This is a genomic window from Novosphingobium sp. PC22D (genome assembly GCF_002556635.1).
In the GTDB taxonomy this organism is placed as follows: Bacteria; Pseudomonadota; Alphaproteobacteria; order Sphingomonadales; family Sphingomonadaceae; genus Novosphingobium.
Genome location: NZ_MWMO01000003.1, coordinates 275,096 through 295,476, shown reverse-complemented (window position 1 = coordinate 295,476; position 20,381 = coordinate 275,096). Strand labels below are relative to the sequence as shown.

The window sequence follows — 20,381 nt, the reverse complement described above, 5'->3', positions numbered from 1 at the left end:
CGCGGCGCCCTAGCGGTAGGGCGCATCGGCTTCAAGGTTCGCGGCGATCGCACGCTCCCACTTGTCCCCGTTCGCCAGCAATTTCGCCTTGTCGTAGAGCAGCTCTTCGCGCGTCTCCGTGGCGTATTCGAAATTCGGTCCCTCGACGATCGCATCGACCGGGCAGGCTTCCTGGCAGAAGCCGCAATAGATGCACTTGGTCATGTCGATGTCGTAGCGTGTGGTGCGGCGCGACCCGTCGGCGCGCGGCTCGGCTTCGATCGTGATCGCCTGCGCCGGGCAGACCGCCTCGCACAGCTTGCACGCGATGCAGCGCTCCTCGCCGTTGGGATAACGGCGCAGTGCGTGCTCGCCGCGGAAGCGGGGCGAGAGCGGGTTCTTCTCGAAGGGATAGTTGATCGTCGCCTTGGGCTTGAAGAAGTACTTCAGCGTCAGGGCGTGGGCCTTCACGAACTCGTAGAGCGTGAAGGATTTGACCAGTTGGGCGACACTCATACGGTGTACCTCGTCAGCATCAGGTAGCCCGAGACCAGCACCACGAAGCCGAGCGACACCGGAAGGAAGACCTTCCAGCCAAGCCGCATGAGCTGGTCGTAGCGATAGCGCGGGACGGTCGCCTTCACCCAGGAGAAGACGAAGAAGAAGAAGAAGGTCTTGAGCAGGAACCAGATGATTCCGGGGACCCAGTAGAGGAAGCCGATCTCGAACGGCGGCAGCCACCCGCCGAAGAACAGCGTGGTGTTGAGCGCACACATCAGCAGCACGTTGGCGTACTCGCCGAGCCAGTAGAGCGCGAAGCTCATCGAGGAATATTCGGTCTGGTAGCCGGCGACGAGCTCGGATTCGGCCTCGGTCAGGTCGAACGGCGCGCGCTGGGTTTCGGCCATGCCCGAGATCAGGAACATGACGAACATCGGGAACAGCAGCGGGTTGAACGCGAAGGCGTTGATGAACCCGAAGATGTGCCCCTTCTGCGCGAGCACGATGCCGTTCATGTTGAACGTGCCCGCCCACAGGACGACGCAGATCAGGATGAAGCCGATCGAGACTTCGTAGCTGATCATCTGCGCCGAGGCGCGCATCGCAGAGAAGAACGGGTACTTCGAGTTCGAGGCCCAACCCGCCATGACCGTGCCGTAGACGCCCAGCGAGCTGATCGCGAGCACGTAAAGCAGGCCGACGTTGATGTCGGAGAGAATCGCGCCCGAGTTGAACGGGATCACCGCCCAGGCCATCAGCGCGACGGTGAAGGTCACGATCGGCGCGATCAGGAAGATGCCCTTGTTCGCGGCCGAGGGGATGATGGTTTCCTGCAGGAAAACCTTGAGGCCGTCGGCGAAGGACTGGAGCAGCCCGAACGGGCCGACCACGTTGGGCCCCCGCCGCAGTGCCATCGCCGCCCAGATCTTGCGGTCGGCGTAGATGATCATCGCGACCGCGAGCATCAGCGGCAGCGCGATCAGCAGGATCCCGCAGATCGTCGCGACCGCCCAGGCCCACTCGTAGGACATGCCCCAGGAAACGAAGGTCTCGGTCATTCGGCGGCCTCCGCAATCTCCTCGCCGTGGAGGAGTTCGGCCGAGCAGCGCTGCATCACGGCGCTCGCGCGGGCGATGGCGTTGGTCATGTAGAAATCCTTGACCGGGTAGGCGATGGGACCGGAGGCGGAACCGCCGCCGGCAGGCAGGTCATGCCCGTAGTCCGCCAGGCCCTCGATGCCAAGGGCCGGAACCGCCGCAATCATCGCCGCGCGCAATTCGTCGAAGCTGTCGAAGCCGACCGTGACGCCGAAAGCATCGGCCAGCGCGCGCAGGATCGACCAGTCCTCGCGCGCGTCGCCCGGCGCGAAGACCGCCTTGTCGGCGAGCTGCACCCGACCCTCGGTGTTGACGTAGGTCCCCGATTTCTCGGTGTAAGCGGCCGAAGGCAGGATCACGTCGGCGGCATGGGCGCCCTTGTCGCCGTGATGGCCGACGTAGACGATCATCGAGTCGGCGAACCTGGTGTAGTCGACTTCGTCGGCGCCGAGCGAGAGCAGGACCTTGGGCTTGGCGGCGGCGATGTCGGCGATCCCGCCCTTTTGCGCGAAGCCGAGCATCAGTCCGCCCATGCGACTCGCCGCCATGTGCAGGACGTTGAAGCCGTTCCACTTCGTCCCGTCCTCGAGTTCGCGCACGATGCCGATCGAATCGCCGAGCGCGAGCGCGGCCTCGAGCCCGCCGCGTCCCAGCCCCGCGCCACCGACGATGATCGCCGGGCGCTTGGCGTCGCGGATCGTCTCATAGACCTCGTTCGGCAGGTCGCCGAGCACCGAGAGATCCTCGCCGAGAAAGCGGCCGCCGAAGGTGGTGTCCCATTCAGGACCGATCAGGAACACCTTGGCCCCGCGCTTGACCGCCTTGCGCAGCCGCACGTTCACCAGCGGCGCTTCCCAGCGCACCTGGCTGCCCACGATCAGGATCGCGTCGGCCGTCTCGATGCCCGAGAACGTCGAGTTGAAGTTCACCGCGGCAAGGCTGTCGGTCGCATAGTCCATGCCGGTCTGGCGGCCCTCGACCAGCGACGACCCGAGCGCGCCGAGCAGCGACTTGGCGGCGAACATCGTCTCGCAATCGAGCATATCACCCGCCAGCGCGGCGATCGAATTGCCGGGGTTGAGCGAGGCAATCGCGGCGAAGGCCTCGCTCCAGCTCGCGGGCTGCAGCTTGCCCTCGCGGCGAATCCACGGGCGATCGAGCCGGCGGCGCGTCAGGCCATCGACTTGATACCGCGCCTTGTCGGAGATCCACTCCTCGTTGACGTCGTCGTTGATGCGCGGAAGCACGCGGAGCACTTCGCGGCCGCGCGAATCGATGCGGATGTTCGCCCCGCAGGCATCGGACACGTCGATGCCGAGCGTCTTCTTGAGTTCCCAGGGCCGCGCTTCGAAGGCGTAGGGGCGCGAGGTCAGCGCGCCGACCGGGCACAGATCGATGACGTTGGCGCTCATCTCGTGCTTGGCGGCATGCTCGAGATAGGTCGTGATCTGCATGTTCTCGCCGCGATAGAGCGCGCCGATCTCGTCGACTCCGGCGATTTCCTCGGAGAAGCGCACGCAGCGGGTGCAGTGGATGCAGCGCGTCATCACCGTCTTGATGAGCGGGCCCATGTACTTTTCGGTGACCGCGCGCTTGTTCTCGATGTAACGCGAACCGCCGCGGCCATAGGCCATCGCCTGGTCCTGCAGGTCGCACTCGCCGCCCTGATCGCAGATCGGACAGTCGAGCGGATGGTTGATGAGCAGGAACTCCATCACCCCCTCGCGCGCCTTCTTGACCATCTCCGAGTCGGTGCGGATCTCCTGGTTCTCGGCCGCCGGCAGCGCGCACGAGGCCTGCGGCTTGGGCGGTCCGGGCTTTACCTCGACGAGGCACATCCGGCAGTTGCCCGCGATCGAGAGGCGCTCGTGATAACAGAAGCGCGGGATTTCCTTGCCGGCGAGCTCGCAGGCCTGGAGCACGGTCGCCCCGTTGGGGACCTCGATTTCCACGCCGTCTACTTTGACTTTGGGCATGCGATCAGCCTTCGGACTTCGATTGGAGGGGGTGCGACTGGCGGTAGACGCCGAGCGCATACATGGCGCGTACCGCAGTGCGGTTGAGCGTGAGGGTCTGGCCTTCGCTGATGCAGGCCTGGAGAGCTTCACCCGTCGGATTGAGCGCGTTGACTTCGCCCTGGCTCGCGGGAAGCGTCTCGAACAAGGCGGCGACTTCCGCCGGCTTCGGCTTGGCGACACAGCCGCCGACTGCCTCGATCCAGTTGAGAGTGCCAGGTCCTTCGCTAATCGCGGGGACACTGACGCTATTCGCGGGGACACTGACCTTCGCGCGCGCGATCAGCGCTTCGGCCAGAAATCCGGCGAAGGGCAGGCTTGCAAACTTCAACTTGCTATTGCCGTGCAGGCACATCGCGTGGCCGCGCGCATAAGCGTTCGCGGCCTTCCCATAAGCCTTGCCGTTGGGATCGAGGGTCAGGAGCTTCTCTGCTCCTTCCGGCGTGCGCTGTACTGCGCACGATGCAAAAAGCTTGAGTGCGACTAGCGCATCGCCATCGTTCGCAGGCGCATCGGCCCAGACCGGGCCGGCAGTGGCCATCGCCACAGCCGAAAGTGCGATCGAGACGGACTTCACTCTTCCGTCCCCGCCGGCTTCGACTCGGTGCGAATGCGGTAGAGAACCTCCGCCATCGTCCCACGCAGCTGCGACTTCTTGAACTCGAGCGTCTTGTTCTTGGCAAGGCACTTGGAGAAGCTCGGCATCAGCGTCGAGAAGGAACCGTTCTCCTCGCTCGAGCCGATCAGGCTGGTGGCAAGCCGGTGCGCCACTTCGGGTTGATCGCGCACGACGCAATCGGCGAACTGACGGATCGCCACGCCCTGCTGCTCAGCGGCATTGAGCGGGCTGACGTCTTGAAAGTAGTCGGGCGACGCCAGCGCACTGAGATCAGGCACCGGATCGTTGCGATAAGTGTCGAGGTAGAGCCTCTGGTACATCGCGCCGCGAAACAGCGGTTCGGAAAACTTCATTCGACCCGTGCCGAGACAGTCTTCATCCACCAGCCTCGAGAGATACCTGCGCGATTCCCGGCTCTCGGGCAGCGCAGCCAGATACTCCATCGAGCTGTTGCGCCGCCGCTCGAGTGCGCAAGTCGCGAAATCGAGCACGGCCTTGCGAACGAGATCGGGATTGAGGCGGTCGTCGTAGCTGAACTCGGCCCGCTTCGGATGAATTAGCGTCGGGTTCTGCGCCCGTGCCGGAACCGCCGTCGCGTCGAGCGCGACGACCATTGTCACCACGCCTGCCAGGGCAAGTATGGTGCGCGATAGTCTCACTCGGCCGCCACCTGCACGGCGCCGAGACGTTCCTCGATGCGGCGTTCGAGTTCGGGGCGGAAGTGGCGGATCAATCCCTGGATCGGCCACGCGGCGGCATCGCCGAGCGCGCAGATCGTGTGGCCCTCCACCTGCTTGGTGACCTGCTGGAGCAAGTCGATCTCCTCGACGTGCGCCTCGCCGGTGCGCAGCCGCTCCATCACGCGCCACATCCAGCCCGTGCCTTCACGGCACGGCGTGCACTGGCCGCAGGACTCGTGCTTGTAGAACGACGAAATCCGGCTGATGGCGCGCACGATGTCGGTGGACTTGTCCATGACGATCACGGCGGCGGTGCCGAGCCCCGAGCCGACCGCCTTGAGGCCGTCGAAGTCCATCGGCGCGTCCCAGATCTCGGCCGCCGGCACCAGCGGCACCGACGATCCGCCCGGGATCACCGCGAGCAGGTTGTCCCTGCCGCCGCGAATGCCGCCGCAGTGCTTCTCGATCAGCTCGCTGAACGGGATGCTCATGGCTTCCTCGACCACGCAGGGCTTCTCGACGTGGCCGGAGACCTGGAAGAGCTTGGTGCCCTTGTTGTTGTCGCGCCCGAAGCTCGAGAACCACGTGGCGCCGCGCCGCAGGATGGTGGGCGCGACCGCGATCGATTCGACGTTGTTGACGGTCGTCGGGCAGCCGTAGAGGCCGGCGCCGGCGGGGAACGGCGGCTTCAGCCGGGGCTGGCCCTTCTTGCCCTCGAGGCTCTCGATCATCGCAGTTTCCTCGCCGCAGATGTAGGCCCCTGCCCCGCGATGGACGAAGACGTCGTAGTCGTAGCCCGATCCGGCCGCGTTCTTGCCCAGCAGGCCCGCGTCGTAAGCTTCCTGCACGGCGGCGAAGAGCGTCTCGGCCTCGCGGATGTATTCACCGCGAATGTAGATGTAGGCCGCGCGCGCGCCCATCGCGAAACCGGCCACCAGCGCGCCCTCGATCAGGAGGTGCGGGTCGTGGCGGATGATCTCGCGGTCCTTGCACGAGCCGGGCTCGGATTCGTCGGCGTTGATGACGAGGAAGCTCGGCCTGGGATTGCCGAGGTGGTCCTTCGGCGGCTCCTTGGGCATGAACGACCACTTCATGCCGGTGGGAAAGCCCGCTCCGCCGCGCCCGCGCAGCCCCGAGGCCTTCATCTCCTCGATGATCGCCTCGCGGCCCCTGGCGATGAGATCCTTGGTGCCGTCCCACGCGCCGCGCGCCTGCGCGTCCTTGAGATGCCACGACTGGTAGCCGTAGACGTTGGTGAAGATGCGGTCCTTATCGGCGAGCATCGCTTACCACTCTCCCCGGTAGTCGTGGTTTTCGGTGACCATCTCTTTGAGCGTGGTCGGGCCGCCGACCGGCTCGACCGTGTGACGGTCGGGGTCCTGCGTGCCGGCCTTGGGCGTCTCGCCCTTCGCCAGCGCGTCGAGCACGGCGTCGAGGCGCTCTGGCGTCAGGTCCTCGTAGTTGTCGTCGTTGATCTGCACCATCGGCGCAGAGGCGCAATTGCCCATGCACTCGACCTCGGTCAGCGTCCACAGCCCGTCATCGGTGGTGTGACCCTTGCTCATCCCACGCTTTTTGCACGCGGCCATGATGTCGTCCGAGCCGCGCAGCATGCACGGCGTGGTACCGCAGACCTGCACGTGGAAGCGGCCGACCGGGGCCAGATTGTACATCGTATAGAAAGTCGCGACCTCGAGCACGCGCAACACCGGCATGTCGAGTTCGGCAGCGACAAATTCGATCACGGGGATCGGCAGCCAGCCCTGCGTCTGCGTTGCCTCGCCGACCTGCCGCTGGGCGAAATCGAGCAGCGCCATCACCGCGGAGCGCTGGCGCCCCTCGGGATAGCGCGCGATCGCCGCCCTCGCCTTCTCGGCCCAGTGCGGTTCCCACGCAAAATTGCCCCAGCGCTCCCGCAGTTCGGGAGTGTCGGGCTCGAGATAGCGCTCAGCCATGCTTTCCCTTCTTCTTCAACCAGACGTCCTGGCCGAACAGAAACAACTCGAATCCGCCGATCGCCGTCACCAGCATCGGCAGCATCTCCGACGGCAGGAATTCGAGGTAGACCGCCCCGAGATACCAGACTGCCAGTGCGATCCCGGTGAGCATCGCCCAGACCCGGGTCATGTCCAAAACCTTCACCATACCGCGCACTCCCACCGAATCCGCTGCAACTCGACCAGTCCGGCAGGTCCCACCCCGCTGGCGGCCATCGATAGAATCCTTACCTGTCGCACTCTCCGAAAACGACGTCGATCGCGCCGAGAATGGCGGTCGCATCGGGCAGCATGTGCCCCTTGCACATGAAGTCCATCGCCTGAAGGTGCGAGAACGCGGTCGGCCGGATCTTGCACCGGTAGGGTTTGTTGCTGCCGTCCGAGACGAGGTAGACGCCGAACTCACCCTTAGGGCTTTCGGTCGCAACGTAGACTTCGCCCTCAGGTACGTGAAAACCCTCGGTATAGAGCTTGAAGTGGTGGATCAGCGCTTCCATCGAGCTTTTCATCTCGGCGCGCTTGGGCGGCACGACCTTGCGGTCGGTCGAGGCGACCGGACCATCCGGCATCTCGGCGAGGCACTGTTTCATGATCCTGGCCGACTGGCGCACTTCCTCGACCCGGACCATCATCCGGTCGTAGCAGTCCGAATTGGTGCCGACCGGAATCTCGAAGTCCATGCGGTCGTAGACGTCGTAGGGCTGGCTCTTGCGGATATCCCAGGGGATGCCGGCGCCGCGGATCATCGGGCCCGAAAAGCCCCATTTCACCGCGTCGTCGCGGCTGACCACGGCGATATCGACGTTGCGCTGCTTGAAGATGCGGTTGTCGACGACGAGGCTCATCGCGTCCTCGAACAGCGTCGGCAGGCGCGTGTCGAGCCATTCGGCCATGTCGGCGAGCAGCTTGAGCGGCACGTCCTGGTGGACGCCGCCGGGACGGAACCAGGCGGAGTGCATCCGCGCGCCCGAAGCGCGCTCGAAGAAGTTGAGGCAATCCTCGCGGATCTCGAACAGCCACAGGTTCGGCGTCATCGCGCCGACGTCCATGACGTGGCTGCCGATGTTGAGCATGTGGTTGCAAATGCGGGTCAGCTCGGCGAACAGCACGCGAAGGTACTGGGCGCGCAGCGGAACCTCGAGATTCAGCAGTTTCTCGATCGCCAGGACGTAGCTGTGCTCCATGCACAGCGGCGAGCAATAGTCGAGACGGTCGAAGTAGGGCAGCGCCTGAAGGTAGGTCTTGTGCTCGATCAGCTTCTCGGTGCCGCGATGGAGCAGGCCGACGTGCGGATCGACACGCTCGATCACCTCGCCGTCTAGCTCGAGCACCATGCGCAGAACGCCGTGCGCCGCCGGGTGCTGTGGGCCGAAGTTGATGGTGTAGTTGTCGACGACCTCGCCTTCGGTCGTGGGCGACTGCTCAAGCTGCATGCTCACGCTTCGCCTCCCTTCTCGTCATCGTCCTTGGGAACCGAGCTGTCGGTCGCCTTGGGTGCGTCCTTCTTGTCCTCGCCGGTATCCTGCTTGGCGGGCGGCGCGGGGGAGACCTTCTCGGCGGCCTTGCTGTCCTCGGGTTCGCCGGCGCCGCTGTCGCCCTTCTTCTCGGTGGTCACGGGCTTGTCGACGGGCGGCGGCGCGGGCTCGGCCTTTTCATCGCCGGGCAGGACGTAGTCGGCGCCTTCCCACGGGCTCATGAAGTCGAAGCTGCGGAAATCCTGCGCCAGCTTGACCGGTTCGTAGACGACGCGCTTGTCCTCCTCGGAATAGCGCAGTTCCTGATAGCCGGTCAGCGGGAAATCCTTGCGGAACGGATGCCCCTCAAACCCGTAGTCGGTGAGAATCCGGCGAAGATCCGCATTGCCCGCGAAGACCACGCCGTACATGTCGAAGACCTCGCGCTCGAGCCAGCCCGCGACCGGCCAGAGCGTCGTCACCGTCGGCACCGGAGTCGCCTCCGACGCGGTGACCTTGACGAGGATGCGGTGGTTCTTCGTCAGCGAGAGCAGCATGTAGACGACTTCGAAGCGCTCGGGCCGCGACGGAAAGTCGACTCCCGCGATCTCCATCAGTTGCTGGTACTGGTGCTCGTCGCGCAGCAGGCGCAGCGCATCCTCGATGCCCTGGCGCGCCACGGTCAGCACGATCTCGCCGTGCTCTTCCTTGGCGGCGACGAGCATCGGGCCGAGCGCGACGGAGAGCGTATCGAGCACGCCTTCGTTCGAGGCGCAGCGCGGGGCGGAGTGGAGAACGGGCATGCTCAACGCTCCAGCGTGCCCATGCGGCGGATCTTGCGCTGCAACTGCATCACGCCATAGAGCAGCGCCTCGGCGGTCGGCGGACAGCCCGGCACGTAGATGTCGACCGGAACGATCCGGTCACAGCCGCGCACCACCGAATAGCTGTAGTGATAGTAACCGCCGCCGTTGGCGCACGAGCCCATCGAGATCACGTACTTCGGGTCCGACATCTGGTCGTAGACCTTGCGCAGCGCCGGGGCCATCTTGTTGCACAGCGTGCCGGCGACGATCATCACGTCCGACTGGCGCGGGCTGGCGCGCGGCGCGGCGCCGAAGCGCTCCATGTCGTAGCGCGGCATGTTGACGTGGATCATCTCGACCGCGCAGCAGGCGAGGCCGAAGGTCATCCACCACAGCGAGCCGGTGCGAGCCCACTGGAACAGCTCCTCGGTGGAGGTGACGAGGAAGCCCTTGTTCGAGACTTCCTGATTGAGATCGTTGAAAAATGCCTGGTCGGGAGCGGTCACCGCATTCTCGGTGACGTGTCCCGCGGCGCGAGTCTGCGTGACGTCGGTCATTCCCAGTCCAGAGCTCCCTTCTTCCATGCGTAGGCGAGCCCAATCGCCAGTTCACCGAGGAAGACCATCATCGTGATCCAGCCCGGCCATCCCGTGAGATCGAGCGAAACGGCCCAGGGAAACAGGAACGCGGCCTCGAGGTCGAAGATGATGAACAGGATCGCGACGAGGTAAAAGCGCACGTCGAACTGGCTGCGCGGGTCCTCGAAGGCGGGGAAACCGCACTCGTACTCGGTCAGCTTGTCCGCCGTGGGGTTGTGCGTACCCGTGAGGTAGGAGACGCCCATCGGCAGGAAGACGAAGACCGCCGAGAGCGCAAGCGCGATCCCGAGGAAAATCAGGATCGGAAGGTATTGTGACAGATCGACCAAGTTTTTGACTCGCGTGTTTGTCGCTTGCCTGCGCGCACTAGTCCCGCCTTTGCCGCGGTGCAAGCCCGCCTTGTCGCCGATGCGGCACCTCACTATGTGGCAAGCAAGCCGGTCGTCGGTGCCACAACGGCAAAATCGGGCTTCCCGGGAAAGCTCAGGGACTCATTGCTTACGCCGCAGTGCAGCATTATGCGACTAGAAACGTCTAATCCAGCATCCAATCGGGAAGGATCCTTACCATGGCTCAGATTTCTGCGAATGATCCGATCGTAATTCTTTCTTACGCGCGCACGCCGATGGGAGGCCTCCAGGGCGTATTTGCCGACGTCGACGCGACCGAGCTTGGCGCTACCGCGGTCAAGGCCGCGGTCGAGCGCGCCGGAGTCGATGGCGAGGACGTCGAACGCATCTACATGGGCTGCGTGCTTCCCGCCGGTCTCGGCCAGGCGCCCGCCCGCCAGGCCGCGCTCAAGGCGGGCTTGCCCAAGTCGGTCCAGGCGACGACGGTCAACAAGGTCTGCGGCTCGGGCATGCAGACGGTGATCATGGGTGCCGAGGCGCTGGCGGCCGGTTCGCTCGATCTCGTGATCGCGGGCGGCATGGAGTCGATGACCAATGCCCCGTACCTGCTCAAGAAGCACCGCGCGGGCGCGCGGGCCGGCCATGACACCGCCTACGACCACATGTTCCTCGACGGGCTCGAGGACGCTTACGAGGGCGGGTCGATGGGCTCGTTCGCGCAGAAGACCGCCGACGAATACCAGCTCACCCGCGAGGCGCAGGACGAATATGCCATCGAGTCGCTGCGCCGCGCCAATGCCGCGATCGAATCGAAGGCCTTCGCCGGCGAGATCGTCCCGGTCACGGTGAAGAGCCGCAAGGGCGAGACCGTGGTCGAGATCGACGAGCAGCCGGGCAAGGGCAATCCCGAGAAGATTCCGACGCTGCGCGCCGCCTTCTCGAAGGACGGCACGATCACCGCGGCAAGCTCCAGCTCGATCTCGGACGGCGCCGCCGCCGTGGTCCTCACCCGCAAGAGCGTCGCCGAGGCCAAGGGACTCAAGCCGGTCGCGACGGTGCTGGGCGTCGCCGCCCATGCGCAGGAGCCCGCCAAGTTCACCACCGCTCCGGTCGGCGCGATCACCAAGCTGCTCGACAAGGTGGGCTGGTCGATGGACGAGGTCGACCTGTTCGAGGTCAACGAGGCCTTCGCCTGCGTCGCCATGTTCGCGATGCGCGATCTCGGGATTCCGCACGACAAGGTGAACATCCACGGCGGGGCGACCGCGCTGGGTCACCCGATCGGCGCGTCGGGCACGCGCATCATCGTCACGCTGCTCGCCGCGCTCAAGGAAAAGGGCCTCAAGAAGGGCGTCGCCTCGCTGTGCATCGGCGGCGGTGAAGCCACCGCGGTCGCGGTCGAACTGGCCTGATCTGACATATCCCCGGCCCTTCGCGGGGTCGGGGACGTCTTTCTGGCCCGCGCTTCGGCCTCGCCAACCCGGTCGGGGCCGGCGGTCTGGCGCCCCTTTCGCGCGGATCAGGGTTCCCCCGGCCCCCAGAGCCGGCTTTCGGGCATGAAGCCCTTGTGGCCGGCGACTTCGAATTCGCACCAGCCACTCGAACATTCGCCCAGCTTGCCGACGGCGCCCGGCTCGACCCGCCACAGCAGGGGCGAACCCATGCTGGCGCGCGCGTGGATTTCGCCCGGCTCGCTTCCGGTCACGAGCGCGGTGCGTTCGCGCGACAGCAGAAGATCGCGCATCCAGCCCCTGGTCCCGTCGGGATCCTCGATCAGCCGCCAGGGTCCCTCGCGGCGCACCACCTTGATCGGCAGCAGCTTGCGAACATAAACCCAGTCGATCTTGTAGCGCTGGGAAGGCCCGACGCGCATGTAGGCCTTATCGACCGTGATCGAGGCCCAGTACGGCACGTCCTCGTCGTCCGCCCGTGCGCTGGCAGGGAGAATCGCAGCCAGAATGAACAGGAACTTCGCGAGGCCTTTCATGGCCGCGATCATAGCGCCGCGCTCCGAAGCCAGGCAAGCGGCCGCAGGGCGCACGCGCGCGCTTGTCTGGGGATGAAAATCGCGCGGCAACCGGATTTCAATCCCTTCGCGCTAGGGAACACGCCGTGACCATCGGGGTCGCCGCAAGCCGCATTGCCGGAGGGAACACGCTTGGCCGACTACGCATTTCCGCGCTCCGCCCGCCGATACCGCGCATGGCCGCTTTGCCTTGCGGCCGGAGCCGTTGCCGCGCCCGCCTGGGCGCAGGACGGCAGTGTCATCGTCACCAACTCCGGGGACACCGCCTGGCTCATGGCGGCCGCGCTCTTCGGGCTGGTCGCCGCCCTGCCCGGCATCGCGCTGTTTCACGCCGGCCGCGCCGACGGCAGGAACGTGCTTTCGATCATGCTCCAGACGGCGGCGATCGCCGCCGCGGTGTCACTCGCCTGGATCGTGACCGGCTACACGCTCGCCTTCGGAGACGTCACCAACGGCTGGCTCGGCAGCGGCAATGCGTGGATGCTGATCCGCCTCGGTAACGTGCGGGCCGGGCTCGACGTGCCCGAGTCGGCCTTCGCACTCTTCCAGATCACGCTGGCGACGATTGCCGCAGCGCTGCTCGCGGGTGCCTGGGTGGGGCGCGCCCGCTTCGCCTTCGCGGTGACGATGGCGGGCTTCTGGAGCCTCGTCGTCCTCGCGCCGGTGGCGCACTGGGTGCGCGGGGACGGCTGGCTCTTCGCCGGAACCGGGACGATCGATCACGCCGGGGGCCTGACACTGCTTTTCCCCGCCGGAATCTCGGCGCTGGTGGTCTCCGCCCTGATCGGGCGCAGGACGACCGCGGAGGGCGCCGCCGAAGGCTTCAGTCCCTCGCTCACGCTCGTCGGCGCCCTGCTGCTCTGGGCGGGGATGCTCGGTCTGTGCGGCGGCGCGGCGCTGTTCGCGACCGACGATGCGGCCTCGGCGATGATCGCGGCGCACGGTGCCGCTTGCGGGGGCGGACTGGCCTGGCTGCTCGCGGACCGCCTGTTCGGCATGAAGCCCACCGCGCAGGGCTTCGCGCGCGGCCTGGTCGCCGGGATCGCCACGGCCCTCGCGGGTGCGCTCTACGTCTCGCCAGGCGGGGCGATCCTGCTCGGCGCCCTCGGTTCGCTGGCGAGCCGCGCGGCGGCGCGATTCGTCCGAGACCGGCTCGGCATCGACGATACGCTCGATGTGTTCGCGACTTTCGCGGTGCCCGCGGGCGTCGGCACGATCCTGCTGGCGCCGCTGCAGGCCGAGGCGATGGGCGGCGTCGGTTACGACCCGGGAATGAACATGATCGCCCAGCTCGTCGCGCAGGCGATCGGCCTGGGCATCGTCGCGATCTGGTCAGCCGTGGCCACGGCGATCGTCGCGGTCGCGATCTCGACGCTCGTCCAGATGCGCGTCGGCGAGGATGCCGAAACCCGGGGACTCGACCTGTCGAGCCACGGCGAGCACGCCTGACGGCACGCCGCGCCGCGGCAAGACAGCGCGCCTAGTCGCCCGTCAGGATTCGATCGACGAGCTGCTTGACCGTCGGCGTGAAGCCGTTCGAGTAGAATGGGTCCTGCTTGAACTTGTAAGCCGCATGACCCGCGAACATCAGGTTGTCCTGAACCGGGCCGCCGTGCGCGATGTCCTGCAGGGTCTTCTGGATGCAGAAGCTGCGCGGATCGGCGAGACGCCCGGTGGTGTAGTCGTCATGGTCCTTCCACGACGAGAATCCGCAATGCGAGAGGCAGCCCATGCAGTCCGCCTGATCCTGCCGGATCATGTCGCGCTCGTCGGGGGTGACGAAGACGATCGTGTCGTCGGGCGTGCGCAGGCCCTCGGTGAAGCCCTCGGCGGCCCATCCCCGGGCGCGCTGGAGATCCTTCTCCGCGACCCAGAAGTTCTTGCCGCGAACGCCCACGTCGAGCCGGACGGTGTGCTCGCCGGCCTCGACCTTCGAATAAGGGATCTGCCGATCCGAGCGTGCCTCGAGCGAGCGCAGGAACCTGTTCCTGACGGCCGAGGAGTAGAAGCCGGTCGGCGAGAACCGGTGAAGCAGCACGTCACCCGGCTCGAGATCGCGCAACGCTTCCTTCCAGGTGTCGGGAATCGGGCTTTCGTGCGTGAGCAGCGGGCGCGTGCCGAACTGGAAGGCGATCGCGCCGAGTTCGGGATTGTCGATCCACTCCTCCCAGTCGCGCAGGTACCACACGCCGCCGGCCATCACGATCGGCACCGTATCGGACACGCCTTCCTTGCGCATCGTCTCGCGCAGCGCCTTGACGCGCGGGTAGGGGTCCTCGGGCTTGGTCGGGTCTTCGGCGTTCGACAGGCCGTTATGCCCGCCCGCCAGCCAGGGGTCCTCGTAGACCACCGCCGCCATCAGCTCGGAGACCTTGTTGTAGGCGCGCTTCCACAAGGCACGAAAGGCGCGGCCCGAACTGACGATCGGCAGATAGTTGACGTTGAAGCGCGCGGCGATCTCGGAAAGCCGGTAGGGCATGCCCGCACCGCAGGTCACGCCGGTGACCATGCCGCGCGTGCGCTCGAGAATGCCTTCGAGCACGGCCTGCGCGCCGCCCATCTCCCACAGGACGTTGATGTTGATCGCACCCTGCCCGCCCGAGATCTCGTGCGCGCGGCGCACCTGCTCGACGCCGCCGTCGATCGCGTAGCGGATGAGCTGCTCGTGCCGTTCCTTGCGCGTGAGCTGCTCGTAAACCTGAGGGACGATCTTGCCCTCGGCATCGTAGCTGTCGGCATTGACCGCGCTGACCGTGCCGATGCCGCCCGCCGCCGCCCACGCGCCCGAGCTGGCGTGGTTGGTCGCCGAGACGCCCTTGCCGCCTTCGATCAGCGGCCAGACCTCGCGGCCGCCATAGATTATCGGATTGAGACCCTTGAAACTCATTTGTCCTTTGTCTTTCCTCCGGCGCGGCGATCACCCCTGCCCGTCGCGCGTCTCACCGGACTCTCGGCAAGGCTTGATCGCGGATGGAGCCGGTCTGTCACCCACGGCTTCGAATTGCGCGTAGTAGCCTTGCAGTTCCGGCTTACGTTCAAATGCGGTCAAACGAAAGCCCACCGCAACGAATTCGCAGAAAAGAAGGTGCGGGGGAATTCCGTGCTTGTCCGTGGGCCGGTCCACATCGACGACGATGACCCGACCGCCAGGCCGCAAGGCCGGGCGCATGTGCCACAGGAAGGCATAAGGTTCCCCGACCTCGTGATACATATGGACCAGAAAGATGCGATCGAAGCTCCGGTCGGGCAGCTTGGCATCGTCGGGCGCGCCGAGCCTGATCGAGACGTTGTCGAGACGCTCGCGCTCGACGCGCAAGCCGAGTTGGCGCACCGCCTGCTCATCGATGTCCTCGGCGAGGACGCGGCCGTCCTTGCCCACCCGCTGGGCGAGACGGACCGTGTAGTAGCCCTCGCCCGCGCCGATATCGGCCACGGTCATGCCGGGCTCGAGTTCGGCGAGGTCCATCACCACCTTGGCCTCGTTCATGCTGTCGCGCTCGGTCTCGGTCGAGAACCGCGTCGCGCCGAGCCGCGAGACCGGGCGGTCGGCGCGCGGAAACTGCATCGCGCTCTTGAGCCGGTCGCCCTCGTCGGACTGGGCATTGCAGCCGCCCAGCACCAGGACCATGGCCAGTGTCATGTGGCGGCGGGAAATCATGCGGCCCCTTAACGGCAGCTTCGCGAATTGGCAAAATCGGGCGAGCGGCCTGTCATCTGTCATCCCGATCCTTCGCATCGCCGTGCGTCCGGCCTCAGTCTATGTCTTCCACCTCGACCTGTTCGCCGGTCACGCGCTGCGACAGCGCGGCGGCCATGAACGGGTCGAGCGCGCCGTCGAGCACGTCGCTGGGCGTTGGGGAGACGACCCCGGTGCGCAGGTCCTTGACCTGCTGGTAGGGCTGCAGGACGTAGGAGCGAATCTGGTGTCCCCAGCCGATGTCCGATTTGCTCGCATGCTCGGCGCTCGCGGCTTCCTCGCGCTTGCGCATCTCTTCCTCGAACAGACGCGCCTTGAGCATGTTCATCGCGATGTCGCGGTTCTTGTGCTGCGAGCGGTCGATCTGGCTCGCAACGACGATGCCCGAGGGCTGGTGGGTGATCCGCACCGCCGAATCTGTGGTGTTGACGTGCTGCCCGCCCGCGCCGCTGGCGCGGTATGTGTCGATCTTGAGGTCGGCGGGGTTGATGTCGATCTCGAAGCTGTCGTCGATCACCGGATAGACCCACACGCTCGAAAAGCTGGTGTGGCGCCGCGCCGAGCTGTCGTAGGGGCTGATCCGCACGAGCCGGTGCACGCCGCTTTCGGTCTTGGCGTAGCCATAGGCGTTTTCGCCCTTGATCAGCAGCGTCGCGCTCTTGATCCCGGCCGCCTCGCCCGCGTGATAGTCGACCAGTTCGACCTTGTAGCCCTTGCGCTCGGCCCAGCGGGTGTACATCCGCTGGAGCATCTCGGCCCAGTCCTGGCTTTCGGTACCGCCCGCGCCCGCATGGATTTCAAGGTAGGTGTCGTTGCCGTCGGCCTCGCCCGCGAGCAGCGCCTGGACCTTGTCGTTGTCGGCCCGCTCGGCCAGCGCGGCCAGCGTCGCCAGCCCCTCGTTGACGGTGTCGTCGTCGCCTTCGGCCTCGCCAAGCTCGACGAATTCGACCGCGTCGGCCATTTCCTGCGAGATCTCGTTCACCGTGCCGATCGACGTCTCGAGCCGGCGGCGCTCCTTCATCACCGCCTCGGCTTCCTTGGGATTGTCCCAGAGCGTGGGGTCCTCGACGCGCGCGTTCAGCTCGTCGAGACGGCGCAGCGCACGCTCCCAGTCGAGGAACTTGCGCACCAGCGCCAGCGCGGCTTCGATGCGCTCGATATGAGCCTGCCCTTCGGCACGCATGACTGATGTACTCCTGTCGCAAAGACGGGCGGGATTAGCGGCAATGTGGGGTCAGGGAAAGCCCCCGGCAATGCGCCGGGCCGGAAACCGATCCGGCGCGAACGCGCGCGCCTACTTGGCGGCGAGTTTCTTCACCGCCTCGAGCGTGAGCTTGACGTGATCGCGGTAATCAAGCTCGGAATGCACGAAGGCGATCTTGCCGTCGGGCGCGATGACGTAGCTGGTGCGGTCGGTCATGCCCGCCGGAACGCCCTTGCGCTCGAGCGCGACGTCGTAGGCCTTGATCGTTGCCGGACTGGCGACGGCCACCGCGAACTTGTCGCGGCATTCCTCGGTCGAGAACTTGCGCAGCGTCGGCAGATCGTCCGCCGAAAGGCCGACCACGGTGGCGCCATACCTGGCGAACTCGTCCGTTGCCTCGGCGAAGGCGTGCGCCTCCAGCGTGCAGCCCTGGGTGAACGCCTTGGGGTAGAAATAGAGCACCACCGGTCCGCGCCGCAGCGCCGAGCGCAAGTCGAAGTCGATGTCCTTGCCGCCCTTCGCGCCCTTGGCGACGATGCCGGGAGCCGTGGCGCCCACCGGCAGACTGGCGTGCGCGGCGACCGGCAAGGCGATCGCGGCGAGAACGGCGGCAAGACGTGCGAGTTTGGACATGGCCCGTGTTGTGGCCCGGTCCCGGCGCAATGTCCAGCCGATCGGCGCCTTGCGTCTATTCGATATAGCCCAGGACGGTGCCGACTTCGTAGGTCTCGCCGGTCTTGGCGGTGATCTTCAGCGTGCCGGACGCGGGCGCCTCGACCTCGTTGGTCGACTTGTCGGCCTCGAGCGAGAACAGCGGCTGGCCTTCGCTCACCTGATCACCGTCCTTAGCGAGCCACTCGGCGATCTGCCCCTCCTGCATCGAGAAGCCGATCTTGGGGAGCAGGATTTCAACAGCCATTGTTTCTCTCGTCCTTGTGATGCGCGGACCGATGCGGGCACGCGCGCCCGGTCCTCTCAGAACTACGCCTAGCGCAACAATTCCGACTTGCAAGGGACGAGGTGCGCCGGCGGGAAGCGCGATGCGCGCAATTCACCGTGGCGATGAATGCGCGGAGCCCCTGCATGGCCATGCGGACGCGCGAAATCTTGCGACCATCCGCGCCGGACGGCAGCAATCGGCAAGAAGAAACGGTGATGCCCGGTCCGGGCCGAAAAATCACCGCGGGAGCGGCGGCGCCGAACCGGGGAGACAGAGTGCCATGGCGTCGAGGAACCTCGGCTATTTCAGGGAGTTCACCGCGCACTGGCCCAATCTGCTGGGCGCGACGCTGGGGCTGGCCCTCGGCTCCGCGCTCAACCACTACATGACCAACCTCTTCGCCCCGCCGCTCATCGCCGAGTTCGGGTGGGATAAGTCGCGCTTCGCGCTGATCGGCACGCTGGGCCTGGCGACGATGCTGTTCATTCCCGTCGCCGGTCGCTTCACCGACCGGTTCGGGGCGCGCGTCGCCGCCTGCGTCGGCTTTACGGCCGTACCGATCTCGTTCCTCCTGTTCTCGATGATGGACGGACGCATTGGCGAGTTCTTCGCGATCACGATGTTTCAGCACGTCTTCGGTGTGCTGACGACGACGCTGGTCTTCACCCGCGTGATCGTCGAGCGCTTCAATCTCGCGCGCGGGCTTGCGCTCTCGATGGTCATGAGCGGCGCGCCGCTGGCAGGCGCGGTGGTCGTGCCGCTGATCGGCGAGGTGATCGACGAGGAGGGATGGCGGACAGGCTACCGTGTGCTCGCGGCGATATCGGCGGCGGGCGGTATCGCCGCCGTCTCGCTCATAGGCGGGCGGGTGGAAGCAGCCGCCGCGACGGATCGCCCGGGCGGTGCGCGGATCACCCGCAGCGAGTTTGCGGGACTGCTGCGCCACCCCGCGTTCGTTCTGATGATCGCGGGCATGTTCTTCTGCAACTTCCCGCAAGTGATCGTCTCCTCGCAGCTCAAGCTCGTCCTGCTCGAAAGCGGCGCGCCGGGCCGCCTCGCGACCTGGATCGTCTCGCTCTACGCCGTCGGCGTCATCATCGGGCGATTCATCAGCGGCGTCGCGCTCGACAAGATCGCGCCGCAAAAGGTGGCGGCGGTGGCGCTTGGCTTGCCCGCGATCGGGTTCGTCTTGCTCGCCTCGCCGATCGAGACCGGCTGGCTGCTCGCGGGCGCGGTGCTTCTGGTCGGCCTAGCGCAAGGCGCTGAGGGCGACATCGGCGCCTTCCTTACCTCGCGCCTGTTCGACGTGGGTCAATTCAGCTTCATCTACAGCTTTCTCATCGCGTCGATGGGACTGGCGATGGCTGCCGGTTCGATCGTGCTGAGCCTCACGCTCGGCATGACCGATCGCTTCACGCCGTTCCTGCTGCTCGCGGCCGCGCTCACGATCGTGGGCGCCGCATGCTTCTATATGACCGATCGCGAGCGAAGACCCCGCCCCGCCACGCAGGCACTAGGCTCGCGGGCCAAGAGCGGTTAGCACGCGCGGCATGGATATCGCCGAACGCCCCCGCCGCAGCGCGCTTTACCTGCCCGCCTCGAACGCCAAGGCCATCGCCAAGGCACGCACCCTGCCCTGCGACGTCGTCGTCCTCGACCTCGAGGACGCAGTCGCCCCCGAAATGAAGGCCGAGGCGCGCGGTGCCGCGGTCGCCGCGGTTGCCGAGGGATTCGGCGCGCGCGAAGTCGCGATCCGCGCGAACGGCCTCGATACCGAGTGGGGCGCGGCCGACCTTGCCGCGATCGCGCGATCGAAGGCCGACGCGGTGCTCGTCCCCAAGGTCAATTCGGCGACGGACATCGCCCGCTACGAAGTCGCGCTCCAGGCCGCGCCGCGCGCGATGCAGCTATGGGCCATGATCGAGACCTGCGCGGCGGTGTTCCATCTCGACGAGATCGCCACCTGCGCACAGGGTGGCCGCCTGTCGCTATGGATCATGGGCACCAACGATCTGGCCAAGGAGATGCGCGCGCAGCTCACGCCCTGCCGCACGCCCTTCCTGCCGTTCCTCTCGATGGCGGTCGCCGCGGCGCGCGCGCACGGCATCGCCATTCTCGACGGCGTGTGCAACGAGTTCCGCGATCTCGAGGTGTTCCGCGCCGAGGCCGAGCAAGGGCTGATGTTCGGCTTCGACGGCAAGAGCCTGATCCATCCCGCTCAGATCGATCCTTGCAACGCGGTGTTCTCGCCCACAGAAGCGGATCTCGCCTGGGCGCGCGCGGTGATCGAGGCCTTCGACCAGCCCGAGAACCAGGGCAAGGGCGCGATCCGGGTCGAAGGCAAGATGACCGAACTGCTCCATCTCGAACAGGCCCGGAGGCTCGTCGCCGTCGCCGAGCGGATCGCGGCGGGCTAG

At 66.3% G+C, this 20,381-nt stretch carries 22 protein-coding genes; 4 read left to right on the top strand and 18 right to left on the bottom strand.

Annotated elements, in window-relative coordinates:
* Positions 1 to 9: 9 nt before the first annotated feature.
* The 12 genes from nuoI to B2G71_RS08030 form a co-directional block, all read right to left on the bottom strand.
* Entirely contained in the window at positions 10 to 495 is a 486-nt protein-coding gene (gene nuoI, locus B2G71_RS08085) for an NADH-quinone oxidoreductase subunit NuoI (RefSeq protein ID WP_098105228.1), read from the bottom strand.
* Complete coding sequence (gene nuoH, locus B2G71_RS08080) at positions 492 to 1,538, bottom strand: NADH-quinone oxidoreductase subunit NuoH (protein ID WP_098105227.1); 1,047 nt, start codon at positions 1,536 to 1,538, stop codon at positions 492 to 494. Before nuoH ends, nuoI begins: the two co-directional genes overlap by 4 nt.
* Positions 1,535 to 3,553, bottom strand: coding sequence for an NADH-quinone oxidoreductase subunit NuoG (gene nuoG, locus B2G71_RS08075; protein ID WP_098105226.1), 2,019 nt, complete (start codon positions 3,551 to 3,553; stop codon positions 1,535 to 1,537). Before nuoG ends, nuoH begins: the two co-directional genes overlap by 4 nt.
* A gap of 4 nt (positions 3,554 to 3,557) precedes the next feature.
* On the bottom strand, positions 3,558 to 4,169 hold the full coding sequence (locus tag B2G71_RS08070) for a hypothetical protein (protein WP_098105225.1): 612 nt from the start codon (positions 4,167 to 4,169) through the stop codon (positions 3,558 to 3,560).
* Entirely contained in the window at positions 4,166 to 4,870 is a 705-nt protein-coding gene (locus B2G71_RS08065) for a hypothetical protein (protein ID WP_141521523.1), read from the bottom strand. The genes B2G71_RS08070 and B2G71_RS08065 overlap by 4 nt, the downstream gene beginning before the upstream one ends.
* A complete protein-coding gene (gene nuoF, locus B2G71_RS08060) occupies positions 4,867 to 6,174 on the bottom strand; it encodes an NADH-quinone oxidoreductase subunit NuoF (RefSeq protein WP_098105223.1) in 1,308 nt (435 codons plus the stop codon). Before nuoF ends, B2G71_RS08065 begins: the two co-directional genes overlap by 4 nt.
* A 3-nt stretch (positions 6,175 to 6,177) precedes the next feature.
* Positions 6,178 to 6,846, bottom strand: coding sequence for an NAD(P)H-dependent oxidoreductase subunit E (locus B2G71_RS08055; RefSeq protein ID WP_098105222.1), 669 nt, complete (start codon positions 6,844 to 6,846; stop codon positions 6,178 to 6,180).
* The gene (locus tag B2G71_RS08050; RefSeq protein ID WP_098105221.1) at positions 6,839 to 7,036 is read right to left on the bottom strand and encodes a hypothetical protein; all 198 of its coding nucleotides are present in this window, start codon (positions 7,034 to 7,036) and stop codon (positions 6,839 to 6,841) included. The genes B2G71_RS08055 and B2G71_RS08050 overlap by 8 nt, the downstream gene beginning before the upstream one ends.
* A 79-nt stretch (positions 7,037 to 7,115) precedes the next feature.
* Positions 7,116 to 8,321: an NADH-quinone oxidoreductase subunit D gene (locus B2G71_RS08045; RefSeq protein WP_206049350.1), complete on the bottom strand. Its 1,206-nt coding sequence runs from the start codon at positions 8,319 to 8,321 to the stop codon at positions 7,116 to 7,118.
* 2 nt (positions 8,322 to 8,323) lie between these two features.
* A complete protein-coding gene (locus tag B2G71_RS08040) occupies positions 8,324 to 9,145 on the bottom strand; it encodes an NADH-quinone oxidoreductase subunit C (RefSeq protein WP_098105219.1) in 822 nt (273 codons plus the stop codon).
* 2 nt (positions 9,146 to 9,147) lie between these two features.
* A complete protein-coding gene (locus B2G71_RS08035; RefSeq protein WP_098105218.1) occupies positions 9,148 to 9,705 on the bottom strand; it encodes an NADH-quinone oxidoreductase subunit B in 558 nt (185 codons plus the stop codon).
* On the bottom strand, positions 9,702 to 10,076 hold the full coding sequence (locus tag B2G71_RS08030) for an NADH-quinone oxidoreductase subunit A (RefSeq protein ID WP_098105217.1): 375 nt from the start codon (positions 10,074 to 10,076) through the stop codon (positions 9,702 to 9,704). Before B2G71_RS08030 ends, B2G71_RS08035 begins: the two co-directional genes overlap by 4 nt.
* A 239-nt stretch (positions 10,077 to 10,315) precedes the next feature.
* Here B2G71_RS08030 and B2G71_RS08025 point away from each other — a divergent pair, with 239 nt between their 5' ends.
* On the top strand, positions 10,316 to 11,509 hold the full coding sequence (locus B2G71_RS08025) for an acetyl-CoA C-acyltransferase (protein WP_098105216.1): 1,194 nt from the start codon (positions 10,316 to 10,318) through the stop codon (positions 11,507 to 11,509).
* Between the two features lie 107 nt (positions 11,510 to 11,616).
* On the opposite strand, the gene B2G71_RS08020 is transcribed toward B2G71_RS08025, so the two are convergent.
* Positions 11,617 to 12,084 (bottom strand): SH3 domain-containing protein, encoded by a 468-nt coding sequence (locus tag B2G71_RS08020; protein ID WP_098105299.1) that lies wholly within the window; start codon positions 12,082 to 12,084, stop codon positions 11,617 to 11,619.
* Between the two features lie 171 nt (positions 12,085 to 12,255).
* Between B2G71_RS08020 and B2G71_RS08015 the strand changes: the two genes are divergently transcribed.
* Positions 12,256 to 13,572, top strand: coding sequence for an ammonium transporter (locus B2G71_RS08015; RefSeq protein ID WP_240530052.1), 1,317 nt, complete (start codon positions 12,256 to 12,258; stop codon positions 13,570 to 13,572).
* Positions 13,573 to 13,603: 31 nt separating this feature from the next.
* On the opposite strand, the gene B2G71_RS08010 is transcribed toward B2G71_RS08015, so the two are convergent.
* The 5 genes from B2G71_RS08010 to B2G71_RS07990 form a co-directional block, all read right to left on the bottom strand.
* Positions 13,604 to 15,010 carry a nitronate monooxygenase gene (locus B2G71_RS08010; RefSeq protein WP_098105215.1) on the bottom strand — a complete coding sequence of 469 codons (1,407 nt, stop codon included), beginning with the start codon at positions 15,008 to 15,010 and terminating at the stop codon, positions 13,604 to 13,606.
* Between the two features lie 30 nt (positions 15,011 to 15,040).
* Entirely contained in the window at positions 15,041 to 15,751 is a 711-nt protein-coding gene (locus tag B2G71_RS08005; RefSeq protein WP_240530061.1) for a class I SAM-dependent methyltransferase, read from the bottom strand.
* A gap of 124 nt (positions 15,752 to 15,875) precedes the next feature.
* The gene (gene prfB / locus B2G71_RS08000; protein ID WP_098105213.1) at positions 15,876 to 17,003 is read right to left on the bottom strand and encodes a peptide chain release factor 2; all 1,128 of its coding nucleotides are present in this window, start codon (positions 17,001 to 17,003) and stop codon (positions 15,876 to 15,878) included.
* Positions 17,004 to 17,114: 111 nt separating this feature from the next.
* Positions 17,115 to 17,657, bottom strand: a complete 543-nt coding sequence (locus B2G71_RS07995; protein WP_098105212.1) for a peroxiredoxin — start codon at positions 17,655 to 17,657, stop codon at positions 17,115 to 17,117.
* Positions 17,658 to 17,712: 55 nt separating this feature from the next.
* Positions 17,713 to 17,943, bottom strand: a complete 231-nt coding sequence (locus B2G71_RS07990; protein ID WP_098105211.1) for a lipoyl domain-containing protein — start codon at positions 17,941 to 17,943, stop codon at positions 17,713 to 17,715.
* 301 nt (positions 17,944 to 18,244) lie between these two features.
* Between B2G71_RS07990 and B2G71_RS07985 the strand changes: the two genes are divergently transcribed.
* Positions 18,245 to 19,504 carry an MFS transporter gene (locus tag B2G71_RS07985; RefSeq protein ID WP_098105210.1) on the top strand — a complete coding sequence of 420 codons (1,260 nt, stop codon included), beginning with the start codon at positions 18,245 to 18,247 and terminating at the stop codon, positions 19,502 to 19,504.
* A gap of 10 nt (positions 19,505 to 19,514) precedes the next feature.
* Positions 19,515 to 20,381, top strand: coding sequence for a CoA ester lyase (locus tag B2G71_RS07980; protein ID WP_098105209.1), 867 nt, complete (start codon positions 19,515 to 19,517; stop codon positions 20,379 to 20,381).

Excerpts from the sequence above, each read along its gene's own strand:
- nuoI (WP_098105228.1), bottom strand. The coding sequence starts at position 495 with ATGAGTGTCGCCCAACTGGTCAAATCCTTCACGCTCTACGAGTTCGTG.
- nuoH (WP_098105227.1), bottom strand. The coding sequence starts at position 1,538 with ATGACCGAGACCTTCGTTTCCTGGGGCATGTCCTACGAGTGGGCCTGG.
- nuoG (WP_098105226.1), bottom strand. The coding sequence starts at position 3,553 with ATGCCCAAAGTCAAAGTAGACGGCGTGGAAATCGAGGTCCCCAACGGG.
- nuoF (WP_098105223.1), bottom strand. The coding sequence starts at position 6,174 with ATGCTCGCCGATAAGGACCGCATCTTCACCAACGTCTACGGCTACCAG.
- B2G71_RS08055 (WP_098105222.1), bottom strand. The coding sequence starts at position 6,846 with ATGGCTGAGCGCTATCTCGAGCCCGACACTCCCGAACTGCGGGAGCGC.
- B2G71_RS08050 (WP_098105221.1), bottom strand. The coding sequence starts at position 7,036 with ATGGTGAAGGTTTTGGACATGACCCGGGTCTGGGCGATGCTCACCGGG.
- B2G71_RS08045 (WP_206049350.1), bottom strand. The coding sequence starts at position 8,321 with ATGCAGCTTGAGCAGTCGCCCACGACCGAAGGCGAGGTCGTCGACAAC.
- B2G71_RS08040 (WP_098105219.1), bottom strand. The coding sequence starts at position 9,145 with ATGCCCGTTCTCCACTCCGCCCCGCGCTGCGCCTCGAACGAAGGCGTG.
- B2G71_RS08035 (WP_098105218.1), bottom strand. The coding sequence starts at position 9,705 with ATGACCGACGTCACGCAGACTCGCGCCGCGGGACACGTCACCGAGAAT.
- B2G71_RS08025 (WP_098105216.1), top strand. The coding sequence starts at position 10,316 with ATGGCTCAGATTTCTGCGAATGATCCGATCGTAATTCTTTCTTACGCG.
- B2G71_RS08020 (WP_098105299.1), bottom strand. The coding sequence starts at position 12,084 with ATGAAAGGCCTCGCGAAGTTCCTGTTCATTCTGGCTGCGATTCTCCCT.
- B2G71_RS08010 (WP_098105215.1), bottom strand. The coding sequence starts at position 15,010 with ATGAGTTTCAAGGGTCTCAATCCGATAATCTATGGCGGCCGCGAGGTC.
- B2G71_RS08005 (WP_240530061.1), bottom strand. The coding sequence starts at position 15,751 with ATGGTCCTGGTGCTGGGCGGCTGCAATGCCCAGTCCGACGAGGGCGAC.
- prfB (WP_098105213.1), bottom strand. The coding sequence starts at position 17,003 with ATGCGTGCCGAAGGGCAGGCTCATATCGAGCGCATCGAAGCCGCGCTG.
- B2G71_RS07995 (WP_098105212.1), bottom strand. The coding sequence starts at position 17,657 with ATGTCCAAACTCGCACGTCTTGCCGCCGTTCTCGCCGCGATCGCCTTG.
- B2G71_RS07990 (WP_098105211.1), bottom strand. The coding sequence starts at position 17,943 with ATGGCTGTTGAAATCCTGCTCCCCAAGATCGGCTTCTCGATGCAGGAG.
- B2G71_RS07985 (WP_098105210.1), top strand. The coding sequence starts at position 18,245 with ATGGCGTCGAGGAACCTCGGCTATTTCAGGGAGTTCACCGCGCACTGG.
- B2G71_RS07980 (WP_098105209.1), top strand. The coding sequence starts at position 19,515 with ATGGATATCGCCGAACGCCCCCGCCGCAGCGCGCTTTACCTGCCCGCC.